We start from the raw sequence: 11,108 nt of genomic DNA, 5'->3' as shown, positions 1-11,108 counted from the left end.
GACGGCACTTTCATGGCACGACAGGCCAAGCTATTCCATATATCTTGCTGGTCCAGATTTATCGTACGTCGAGAAGCAGGAACTCGACCGTGCTGCGGATAGCCTCTCGTATCACAACTTCAGGGTGCGTCGTCCCATCCAGGAAAACGGAGAGTTGAAGCGGCCGGCGAGCGAAGGCGAACTGCGACGCGCATATCACATGGACTGTCTGTTGCTCAAAGAATGCGCGGCAGTTTTCGCGGTCCCACTCGGCCGTGACCCTGGTACGCTCGTCGAAATCGGAATGGCAATCGAAATGGGCAAGCCGGTCATTACCTACGACCCGCGGCTGGAAAATGAGAACACGATGGTGGTCGTCGGAAGTTCGGTATACTCCGCCGACCTCGACGTATGCCTCAACGGCACCTTTGAACTGCTTGCCAAATTGAGGGCCGAATTGCGATGAAACAAGCCCTTCTTCTGGCCTCCGGCGGCCTGGACTCAACGACTGTTGGATACCAGCTCGTGGCAACGGGCGTTGAGGTTGTGCCAATCTTTTTTGACTACGGGCAACATTGCGTAGAAATGGAGTGGAGTCGCGTCAACGAAGTCTTGCCCGCCGATGTGCAGCGGCCTGAGCGCTTCAACATGTCGGATATTTTCAGAGGGTCGCAGTCGCGGCTGATTCGCGAAGCTGACCTCTGGACCGAGGAGGTCAAGGACGACGACCTGTACATTCCGTACCGAACGATGTTGTTCTTTGCTGCGGCTGCTGCGCGCGCACAGACTGTCGGTATCCTGGATGTCTATACTGGCTTCATCAACAGCAACCACGCCAAAGAAATTGACTGCTCTGCCGCGTTTATGAACAGCCTCGACGGACTTACATCGAGCATTGGTCCCGTTCGCTTTCACTCGCCATTCCGCTACTCGTCTAAGGCGGACGTGGCTCGGGCGGCCGCAGAACTTGGCGTGCCTATCGGGCGAACCTACTCGTGCCAAGCGTCGGCACAGTTTCCATGCGGCGCCTGTCCGAATTGCGTCGAGCGCCTGAACGCATTGAAAGAGGCGAAACTGGTATGAGCAGGATTGGTGCCAAAGGGTCCGCCATCGAGGTGCTGCTCGCAGCGCGTCGCATTGCCGACCATGCTAAGGATGAAGGTGCGCTCTTCGATGAGAAGCACCCGCGTGCTACGTGCGAACACCTGGGAGCCGTTCTCGCCGATTCGGTGCTTCAGGCTGGACTTAAATACACCACGGTTGTGCGGCCGCGGGTCCTAGCTATCCTGCGGACGCATCCGACTTGCCGTACGATTTCATCATTGGTTTCGCTGATTCAGGATGGCGAGACCGGTGCATTCTTGAACTGGCGCCACCCTGAGAAGGTCAGTAGATTCGAAGCGCTGGTCATTTTCCTGAAGGATTGGGGAATCGAGGAAGTGAAGGACTTGCGCACCGGTCTGATATCCGACGAGTTCTGCGAGGCGATTCAGACTGTCAATGGTATCGGTCCGAAGACCGTGGATTACATGGCGTGCCTCGTTGGCATCGACTCCATCGCAGTCGACCGTCATGTGCGGACGTTCGCAAAGACGGCTGGGGTCGAGCACGATGACTATCAATTCCTGCGCAAGTCGTTCTGCTGCGCAGCGGACCTTCTTTCGCTTCCGCGACGAGAGTTTGATGCTTGGCTCTGGCGTCGCGCTGCAGCACCCGGTCCGGGGCAGTTGACTCTCGGAGTCTGAGACGCATCGCGAACCGGTCCACAGGCGGCGTTTTTATGTTCGTTTTCTGGCGTGCATCAGCCCCTTTTTCGAGTTTGCGGCACTGCACGACGATGCAGCGGTGCGCGAGGCTTCGCGGATGGACGCAGACGTGCGTTCAACTTGCTTAGCGTCTTTCCCGTCGCCATATTTTTTGACTCTGCGCTGGCTACGCCCTCTGGCAATAACACTTCCCACCACCCAATCGGCGGTAGTTCTTCGCCGAATCGAGATTCGAATTCCCATAGTCTAGCCATTCCCGGAAATTCTTCGACTGCGCGGGCGATAAGCCGGCGTGCCTCCCTATCTTGCTCAGCCAATCTGAACTTCTCTGCAATGGCAAGGAGTCCAGCTGCACCCAGAAGGCTACCGACGTTCAGCCGCTTGTCTCTGTATCGGAATTTGAAATACTTGTCGAGGAGGTCTTCACATGTTTTCGCTGGCCACGGTGGCAGTCGACCTTCGTACACGTACAGGAAAAAGGCCTCCGCAGACTCTCCCTCCAAGTCGCCCAGAAATGTACCGAGCCTGCTGATTGCTTTTTTTCTTTCGTCAGCAGGAAGCCAATGGGAGAACCAGTAGTGCAACGTGACCAACGGGAGACGCTGCTCGGGCTTCGCAAGGGCGGGTAAGAGGTTGTCGATTTTCTCGGTGACTTTTCGGATGTCCGTGACGGGCGCGCTGGGGTTCAACTGCTGCTGCTCCACTTCATGGAGAAACCCGTTGAGATATACATAGGCCGAATCAGCAGTGAGGTTTGCCGCATTGTGAATCCACATACTCGGCGCTAAGGGCATCGTTAGTAGATTGGGAAAATCCTTCTGATAGTCGAACTCTTCGCGTTTGCTTCTCGGCGCGCGGCGGACGAACTCATGAATCACGGAGCGCGCGACCCGCGCCAAACCCTCAAACGTCAGATGCGGACTGCCGTCGACGTGCATGACTTCTGCGAGCGAGTGGGGAGATGCGAGCAATCTAGGTATGGCTTTCAGGGTATGAATGTAGCCGGAGCGGATGTCGTACGCGTTCTTCAGCGCGATTGTCAGGTCGCTCTTTCCCGGTGGGAGCATTGATTTCGCTGCGCCATTACGAAAAAACTGGTTGTTCACGTGGTCCAAAGAGAATTCTCGAAACCTTCGTCCGAGCGCCACGTGTTCGCCGCTGAGAATCGCAGCTCGTACAGCGTTCGCCACATCGGATTCCGCGTCTTCCAGCGCTTTGTCGATTGGCTTGCGCTTTCGCTGGTCAAGGTCTCCCCACACGGGTGCGGTACCGTGGAACTTCTGCACAAGCGACTCTATCGCAGCGACGAAGAGCGTGTAGGCGAGGTCCAAATCGTCGGATAGCCGGTGAAGAGCAGTGACGTATCGTCGAATTGCGCTCATTGCTGCGGAGAACGATTTGCGCTCTAGGCTAAGTAGGTCCGTGAAGAGGTTTGCCACACGAGCTTCTGCTTCCCGGTCGTAGGGGGCGTCCATGTCGAACGTCTTCGAAACATAATTTCGAGGAAGCCTAGGGATGCCGAGCGGAGGGCGCTCCGAGGTTAGCAGTCGCACTGCCAAGTCGTGGTCTGGTGTGAACAGCCGTTCGAGGGCGAAGGAGGCGACCGCCGCGAAGTCGTTGATGAAGGTATCTGGGCCTACCGACGTAATCATGCCGCCCATCCAAACATTGGGCTGGCGTTCGATGACCTCGCAAACCAAAGTCTGGACGTCCCTCCACCGCGCTGCGGCGGACAATGTGCCCGCTTGCGTGGCTATGCACCCATCAGGGCGAATCTGGAAGTTCGAATACAACACTCCGCGGTGAATTGTCTCCCGCATGTCTTCGGTGTTGAAAAATTTCCCCGTGCTGACTTGGAGCATTGTGCTGTTCCTTATCTTCGTTGCACTTCCGATAGCGGTCTTTTAACCGCTTCATTCCTGTTCGATATCGGGCGCGCTCTTGCGCCGTGCAGAGACGATGCATAAAGTCTGAGTGCCATCCGATTTTTTCCGGACACGCCTTTGGCCGACTCTCAACTCGCGCTTGCGGTAGTAGTCGGGTGTGCGCCTCGAAGGATATGCTCAGTTCCGCTGTCGGCAAGCCTTCGTAATTTGGAGCTCACGTATTAAGCGAAAGAGTTCAGCCTGATACGCTGCATCGTGCAATGCGTTATGGTCGCCCTTTAAACTAGGGCTGACAACCTTTGTTATTGCGCTTGACCGGGTGTCATCCCAGGAACAACCCGTCACGCCCATGAAGTACGCCTTGATGTCGAGCGCAGTAAAACCGAAGGGATTCTGACCGACGAAACGGTGGAAGTAGTAGTTGATGAATGACCAGTCAAAGGGGGCGTTTAAACCAACAAACACAGGGGTTCCGCCATCCGAGCATGTCTCCTTAATCCACGATGCGAACTCGTGCATCGCCTGCTCGGGCGACCGCCCCGTTGCATCTAGGTCATCCAGAGAAAGGCCGGTCACTTTTAATGCGTCGGGCACGAAATTCCGATTCAGTGGCTTCAGCATGCACTCGAAACTGTAGTCTGGCGAATCAACGTGAGATGCACCGATGGAGAGCATGCTGTATTCCCCGGGTATCGGCCCCGCCGTCTCAACGTCGACAGAAATAAAGACCTCTTTATGCTCTGCCATTTGGAAATCCTCCGTTGCCTGCGCAACACCGCCATGTCATACAGTACGCCCTTATGCTAGGACAGGCGAGGGCTTCATTGTCGACAGCACGCTGCTAATGTGCTCGTACTTCAGTTTGTGGTCGGGAAAGGCCAACGCCAATGCCGCCGGATATAGGCGTGTGCGAATATCAGAGTACGTCCATCCAGGCGCATTTTTCTGCGGCGCCGTAGCCGACACCAGTGTCGCAATTTCCGACGACTTCAGACCAAGCGCGTCAAGGTCACCCTCGAAAAGCGCTTTTCGCTGAGCATCATCCGGTCGCGAGAATTCCTCTACAAGCGCCGCGCGGCGAAGGATGGCCGGGTCGAGCGCATCAATGCGGTTCGTGCAAAAAAAGACTACCACTCGGCCGCCATACTTGCGCAACTCATCGATTGACTGGATTAGCGTATTCACAGCCACTTTGTCTTCATGGTGACTATGCTGCTGCGAGCGAGATGCGCCAAGGGAGTCGGCTTCGTCAACAATCAGAACAGCTCGTCGGGTTTTGCCACAGGACTTCCCAATTTCTGCGAATGCGTCAGAAATGAGGCCCCCCATTTCCCCAACCGCACCGGTTCCGCGCACACGGCTGCTGAGCTTGAAAAGCTCCGAGTCTTCCACTTTGGACTCAGCTACAAGGCGGTTGCTGATTGCTTCCGCCATCGCCGTCTTTCCCGTGCCCACGTCTCCATGAAATATCACGAGCGGATACTGGTCCTTGACCAGGTCCACCAGAGGAATCTTGGTTCCGTAGTGCTTCTTGCTCCATGCTTCAAGTTCGTTAGCGCTCAGAAGCAGCCTTAGTTGATTCCGAACCTTGGTGTATCTTTCCTCGAAGCCTAGCAATGTTTTTGCTCGTGCGGTGATGCTGGAGTCAGGAAGGGCGACCCTGACGTCGAATACGGATGCCTCTGCCATTATTGATAATCCTCTCGCGTCAATCCATACCCGTTGCTGGAATACCCGCGTCCACCTCCTGCGGTCAGCGTCGAATGGTTGATGTCAGCCGAAGAGTCACTCCAGGTCAGTTCTAGTTTCGACTCGAACACCGACCTATCGGCATTGAAATATTCGGATGTCGGCTGAATGAATACGCGCACATGTGCGTTCTCGATTTTCGGCCAGAGGACACCGCCAGGCTTGTCCGCTGCAAGGTCGCCCGAACTCGTCACGACGTTATAACGAACCGCCTTGATTTCGGTTGACCCATCGAACAATGTGACATCAACCCACTTCAAGAATCCTCTTTGTGCCCAAACTTCGATATCGTGACCGTAGGCTTTGGCATGTTCTCGGGTGATTGCTTTTGTGCTATCCGCAATCATCATGATATCCGTCGTGAACCGTCGAATTACAGTCTCGATATCGACAGTTGTATATGTGTGTGTCGTAGTTTTTGTCGATGTGCTGCTCATTGTTCTTTATCCTTCACTCGGAAGCGAGGGCCGAATATTTCTTTCCACTGGTCGACGTCATCTTCCATTGAAGCCGTATAGGCCGTTTCCCAGGAATTTTGAGCGATGTTTGCTATCTCGAGTCGCTCGGTGTCCGTTATCCGGGCGGTAGTATTGTTACCGTTGCTCACGGGGTCAACCACAACGACAGGGTCGTTGAACGCGACCTGAGGGTAGCCTCGATTCTCTTGGAAATCGATTCGAGGCTTGAGCTTGTCTTGGGCAAGAAACAGCAAAAAATCCAAGAAGCGCTGTTCAATACTGCCGACGTTTCCGTTCACCTCGAGCAGGTGCGCGATAACTAACTCGATGTGAAATGACTTCAGGCCAGGTACTTCGGTGTGTCGACGCCAGCGTTTCCCGAGCCGTACCAACGTACGAAAGTTGCCATCTGCGTTCTTTCTGTCCCGCACAAACTTTATCTGTCCGGGGGCAGACGTGAGATTCCTGCTCCCGTCTGCAAGGTCATACTGCCATCCATAGTCCGGATTCGACGGCATCTGGATGACCGGCACGATATCGACGGCCAGACCGGACCCGATGAACTCCACGGTTGCGGCTCGACGTTGAATCTGAAAATCCGATACGCTTTTGTTCGGATACTGTTTAATAAGAAGGTCGTAGATGGTGTCGCCGAGACTCTTAAGAGTCTCCGTGCCGATATCTTTTCCGTCAATGTAGAAGACAACATCGACATCGACGGGGTCGTCGTTCGTTTTTCTTAGAATAGTGTGTTTCGCAAACGAGCCCGCCTTTACCACTCGGGTTACCTTAATTTCCGCCTTGTCTTTCAGAGACTGGCTCAGTTCACCGACGAGTCTGTCAACCTGTTCGTGGTACTCCTTCCGCTTGTCCGCCGGAAGCCGGAGTACCTCATGGTCGTAGTACAGCAGTTCTTTATTGGCTAGCGGCATCTGAAGTTTTTCGCTGTTGGTTGTGACCCGCGCGCGCGCCTGGCGACTCAAGCACCTAGACCGCTCTTGATGAGGTCGATTGCTACGAGCGCAGCTGCGTTTGATGCCAGTGCGTGAAAACGGCCGTCCTTCGTGGAATCTCCGAAGTCGCTGATACCACGAATTACGAGCGCCGGTACGCTGTTATGGTGACACGCGGCATGAACACCGACCGCCTCCATTTCGACAACTTCGATTTTCCCGTGTAGCTCTCTTAGCTGAGCGAACCGCGCAGTGTCTCTGAGCAGCTGTTCACCGCTCGCGATGGTGGATAGTTCGGGCAGACTCGTGTCAGTGACAGGTCCAGCTTCTACGTCTTCTGGCATGGTGAGCTCATGAAGTTTCCATGCGTTGTCAAGTCGCTCTTTCACTTGCATCGGCGCCGAAAGGTAGGCGGTGATGTCTTGGCGGACTCTAGGATTCAACGGATACTGTTCCGGTCGAGCCTCCTCCTTACCGCCTTGTACTACCGCCATTCCTTCATAGCCGACTACGCGTTCTGCGATGACCACCTGGCCGAGTTTGCATTTGTCCCGCATGCCGGCGGCAATTCCAACCATCAGCACCAGCGTAGGTCCGAGTTCGGAAATCAGGGTGGATGTCATTGAAGCAGCATTGACATTACCTGCATTGCCGAAGCTCGCGACGTCACACGTCACTATTGTTCCGTCTGCGCGCCGCTGCTGACTGCGCCAATAGTTGATGCCGCTTTCGGTACGACGCGGAGATGCCTCCGGCGCGATGCTGAAAGCCGTCTTTGCGGCCGTGAGTTCGACTGCCAATGCGGTCAGCACCAAAACATCGGTTCGTGCCGCGTCCTGCTTCGCCACAAGTTCAGCCCCAATCAAAGCCACCGAAGCGGCCGCGATGTCTTTAGCCGATTGCACCGGCTCCTGAAGTGACAGTGCCAGCACCCTTTTTACAGCTGCCGGGCCGGTGAACATCATCAGCGATGTCGGGTCATTCATGAACTGACGGTGCAACCCAATGGCACCCTCGCCATCGTTGCTATAACCGCCTACCTCGATGTCAGACGCCAATGTTGGGATGTTGAGTTTTGCGAGCTTACGCGCCCGGTCCAAAACCCCCTTACCACCGCCGACAGCAAACATGGCATCGGCGACGTCGACTTGCGCGTCGCCAATATTGCCGCCGGTAACCGTCGCGTCGTGAAGAGGGACGATGTCACAAACGTTGCGCATCGTAAGTTGGGCGATTAATTTGCGATGCTCTTCTGTCATCTTTTCGCGCCGATTGCGCTCCGACGTCACGACAATCAGGCGGGGCGCAATTTGCTCACCCGGACATAGCGCGTCCACCTCTCGCGCAATCAGCCAGTCGAACGTAAGTCCATCGCCATTGCTGTCCACTGGCTCGCCTCCGAGATAGACGACCAGCCTGCCGCCATGATGAATCACCTCTGCGGCCAAGGCTTTGACGAAGTCGCGAGCCCGCCTCGCGAGAGCGCCATCGGTTGATTCCAAGATACTGCCAGCAATCAAGATATTTTTACCGACGAGGCTCGGTGCATTTGGTGATGTCATAGAAATGATTACTAGAAACCGGTATATTTGTAAGACATATGCTAGCAGGTTCGGAATATTCGAGCGATATCTGCATACGTCAACTTCGTGTAATGTATAAATTACCGAATAACTGTTTGAATCGCCTACCACCGGGGGGCCACTCCTCCCAGCCGTTCAAATGCGGGTGCGGATGAGGCCGGGGCGATAGTGTGAATATGCGGTATGCATATTTAGTCATTTGTTGGGACTCAGCGTCGTGAACGCACTCGGACCATCGTTTTGTGGAAACTCGTAATGCCTACTGCTTTGGTAGCGGGTGCAAACAAAGGCATCGGATAGAGCACAGCCAGCGGGCTGGCCCAGCTAGGGTTCAGGGTTTGGCTGGGAGCGAGAAACGAAATTCGAGGGGAGGCGGCTGCCTCTCAATTACGTACGTTAGGCCTCGATGTTCGACTTGTCGAACTCGACGTGGCAGACGGAGAACCGGTCGACCGTGCGGTAGACATTGTCGAGCAGACTACGCCGACGCTTGATGCACTGGTCGACTAACAACACCAATGCCAACCGAGCACGAAAAAGGGCCATTCGCTCTTTCAATGGCTGTTCGGAAAAACCCGAACTCTGCATTCACTGCACGATAATTCCTGACCGGCTGCACGAACCCAAGCCGCGGCCCTGCGTCATTGGGATGGGCGGCAGGCCAGCAGAGCGCCGCACGCCTGAAAATCGCTTACGCTTCCTTTCCTTTGAAAACAACACGGGGTTCAGCAATGAGTACAGCCACAGGCAGAAAAAAATCTAGCGCCTCCCTGAGCGACCTGGGGCAAATCGATGCTGCGGCAAGCCATACCGCGTTTCAGTATCCGACTTTTGGAGCAATTATCAGCGGACTCGCATTGACCGGCGCAATCTTCGTCTGGTTACTCCTCAACGCGGGCCATGCCTACAGAATTGGGTACCTAGTTAAGTTCGGCTTCCAGCCGGATGCACTACCCTGGAGCACGGACCAGCTTGTATATCTTGGATACTTCGCGCAGGAAGATTACCTGCTCCCACTCCTCGGGATTTTCGTATGTTTCGCTTCGGTGTTTGCAGCTATTTTCCTATTTGGAAACATCGCCAGACACCGTGCGAAAGGGAAGTCTGGAAATTTGTCATCAAGAAACAAAGCACCGTCGGTCAGCCTCGTGACGTTTGAAGTTTGGGCTTTCTGGGTCGCGGCCATCGTTCTCTTCGCGCTAATGATATTTAGCGTGGTACCGATGGTATTGCTGGAGCCAGTTCGAAGCAGGGGCGCGGCAGACGCCTTAAGGGAGATGAGCGCCATCCGGCACTGGGACATAAAGACGATGCAGGACCATCAGGTGCAATTCGTCGAATTTACCCTTAACAAAGGAGGCACTATCGCCGGCGTGCCTGTTTCGTGCAACGACAAGTTATGCGCCATATATACCCCAAGTGGCCCTATACATGCTCACACCGTACCCCTTGCGAACGTGGAGACTTGGTCAACAATCGACCTAAATGAGGTTCCAGCAGCTCTAAGGGCAATGACGGTACCGTAACTGAGGAGCGCTTGTTATTTAGCGCAGCCGCTCAAAGTCCCTCGCTGTTAGTCGCCAATCCAGGTGTGCGGTTCTTGGTTCGTCGGACGAGAACTTTAAAAATCGAAGAGCTTTGCGATACCGATTGAATACCAGTATTCGAAACGGACGTTCTCAATCTCGAAGACGAGCACTCGCCGCGCGCGTGGGTGCTCCGGTGTAATGCCCGCCGGCAGAGCCGGAACAGGGAGTTCACCGAGAACCGACACGCGGCAAGAACCGAGCGCTGCGTGCTCGGTTATACGGGTGTTTGAGAAGATTCCGCTTCTGGTGCCTCCGCGACACTCGGCTTCGTAACAACCTTTTTTGCGACAATCGATTTTTTGGCCGCAGACTTTTTCGCTACCGCCGTCTTTGTCGCGAGCTTCTTCGCGACAGTTTTCGGCTTAATCGCAACACCAGATTCCGCAACCTCGCTGACGCCAGCAATCAGAAACCGTGTCCGGTCCTTGGCACCAGCCAGCCACTCCGGCGCTCGGCCACGGCCGCTCCAGGTCGCACCGGACTTCGGGTCGCGGTATTTGACCGGGTGTGGTCCCCGCACGTAATTGCCCGCAACCTTCGCCTTCGTCGCGGCAGCAGGCGCGGCAGCAGGCGCGGCGCTCGTAGCGCTGCTGTCGAGTAAAAACTTGCTGCGGTCTTTCACGTTCGCAATCCACCCCGGCGCACGTCCGTGGCCGGACCAGGTTGCACCGCTTTTCGGGTCTCGATATTTCGCCACTGACTTCGCTGTCTTCACTGCGGCCTTGGAACCAGCCTTTGGTCCGCGCTTCTTGCGTCCAACATGCGCGTCGATGTCTGCCGTCGTTAAGCCGTGTTTTTCCATCAAGCCGCGAATTTTTTCGAGCACGACTGACGATTGCTTTGCAACGATAGCCTCGGCTTGTGCTTGCAGCCTCTTGAGTCTTGCCTGGATTTGTTCGAGTGTTGCCACTGCGCTTGCTCCTGCTGTTTTCAATGACGGCACTATGCCATGAGCCGGTCGAACGAGAAAGAGCTGTGTGTCGTCTGTTCCTTCTGTTGATTTCTGAGAAGCAGCCGTCTTCGATGTCATCGGCTAGGTGTTCGACGTCCAGAAAGTCGGCGCGACACGTTTCCATAAATCGCACGACGCAACGGTCGTCAGCCCGCTAGGTTTTCGCCCAATCTCGCAACGCACCGAAGCATCC

Annotated in this window: 12 protein-coding genes; 5 read left to right on the top strand and 7 right to left on the bottom strand. The window is 55.2% G+C overall.

The features are described 5' to 3' along the window. From BLQ92_RS35690 to BLQ92_RS35680, 3 genes are all read left to right on the top strand, one after another. Positions 1-445: nucleoside 2-deoxyribosyltransferase (locus tag BLQ92_RS35690; RefSeq protein ID WP_176860790.1), on the top strand; the 445-nt coding region annotated here is incomplete at its 5' end. Then, complete coding sequence (locus BLQ92_RS35685; protein ID WP_090690617.1) at positions 442-1,062, top strand: 7-cyano-7-deazaguanine synthase; 621 nt, start codon at positions 442-444, stop codon at positions 1,060-1,062. The genes BLQ92_RS35690 and BLQ92_RS35685, both read left to right, overlap by 4 nt. Continuing rightward, positions 1,059-1,724, top strand: a complete 666-nt coding sequence (locus tag BLQ92_RS35680) for an HhH-GDP family DNA glycosylase (protein WP_090690614.1) — start codon at positions 1,059-1,061, stop codon at positions 1,722-1,724. The genes BLQ92_RS35685 and BLQ92_RS35680 overlap by 4 nt, the downstream gene beginning before the upstream one ends. Before the next feature lie 56 nt (positions 1,725-1,780). Here the strand turns inward: BLQ92_RS35680 and BLQ92_RS35675 are convergent, their stop codons facing one another. From BLQ92_RS35675 to BLQ92_RS35650, 6 genes are all read right to left on the bottom strand, one after another. Then, positions 1,781-3,607 carry a hypothetical protein gene (locus tag BLQ92_RS35675; protein WP_090690611.1) on the bottom strand — a complete coding sequence of 609 codons (1,827 nt, stop codon included), beginning with the start codon at positions 3,605-3,607 and terminating at the stop codon, positions 1,781-1,783. A 201-nt stretch (positions 3,608-3,808) separates the two neighbouring features. Further along, a complete protein-coding gene (locus BLQ92_RS35670) occupies positions 3,809-4,378 on the bottom strand; it encodes a 3'-5' exonuclease (protein WP_090690609.1) in 570 nt (189 codons plus the stop codon). 51 nt (positions 4,379-4,429) lie between these two features. Then, a complete protein-coding gene (locus BLQ92_RS35665) occupies positions 4,430-5,320 on the bottom strand; it encodes an AAA family ATPase (protein WP_090690605.1) in 891 nt (296 codons plus the stop codon). Continuing rightward, positions 5,320-5,817 (bottom strand): HORMA-1 domain-containing protein, encoded by a 498-nt coding sequence (locus BLQ92_RS35660; protein ID WP_090690602.1) that lies wholly within the window; start codon positions 5,815-5,817, stop codon positions 5,320-5,322. Before BLQ92_RS35660 ends, BLQ92_RS35665 begins: the two co-directional genes overlap by 1 nt. Beyond that, positions 5,814-6,821: a CBASS oligonucleotide cyclase gene (locus BLQ92_RS35655; protein ID WP_244896685.1), complete on the bottom strand. Its 1,008-nt coding sequence runs from the start codon at positions 6,819-6,821 to the stop codon at positions 5,814-5,816. Before BLQ92_RS35655 ends, BLQ92_RS35660 begins: the two co-directional genes overlap by 4 nt. Further along, positions 6,818-8,353, bottom strand: a complete 1,536-nt coding sequence (locus tag BLQ92_RS35650) for a 5'-methylthioadenosine/S-adenosylhomocysteine nucleosidase family protein (protein ID WP_090690596.1) — start codon at positions 8,351-8,353, stop codon at positions 6,818-6,820. Before BLQ92_RS35650 ends, BLQ92_RS35655 begins: the two co-directional genes overlap by 4 nt. 336 nt (positions 8,354-8,689) lie before the next feature. Here BLQ92_RS35650 and BLQ92_RS41535 point away from each other — a divergent pair, with 336 nt between their 5' ends. Both BLQ92_RS41535 and BLQ92_RS35640 read left to right on the top strand, forming a co-directional pair. Beyond that, entirely contained in the window at positions 8,690-8,884 is a 195-nt protein-coding gene (locus BLQ92_RS41535; RefSeq protein ID WP_218133056.1) for an SDR family NAD(P)-dependent oxidoreductase, read from the top strand. A 221-nt stretch (positions 8,885-9,105) separates the two neighbouring features. After that, on the top strand, positions 9,106-9,900 hold the full coding sequence (locus BLQ92_RS35640; RefSeq protein WP_090690593.1) for a hypothetical protein: 795 nt from the start codon (positions 9,106-9,108) through the stop codon (positions 9,898-9,900). A gap of 277 nt (positions 9,901-10,177) precedes the next feature. Here BLQ92_RS35640 and BLQ92_RS35635 read toward each other — a convergent pair whose 3' ends face one another. Further along, a complete protein-coding gene (locus BLQ92_RS35635; RefSeq protein ID WP_090690590.1) occupies positions 10,178-10,873 on the bottom strand; it encodes an H-NS family nucleoid-associated regulatory protein in 696 nt (231 codons plus the stop codon). Between the last annotated feature and the right edge of the window lie 235 nt (positions 10,874-11,108).

The organism is Paraburkholderia phenazinium, assembly GCF_900100735.1.
GTDB lineage: Bacteria > Pseudomonadota > Gammaproteobacteria > Burkholderiales > Burkholderiaceae > Paraburkholderia > Paraburkholderia phenazinia.
The sequence above is the reverse complement of the archived record's forward strand: the minus strand, read 5'-3'. Positions and strand labels throughout refer to the sequence as shown.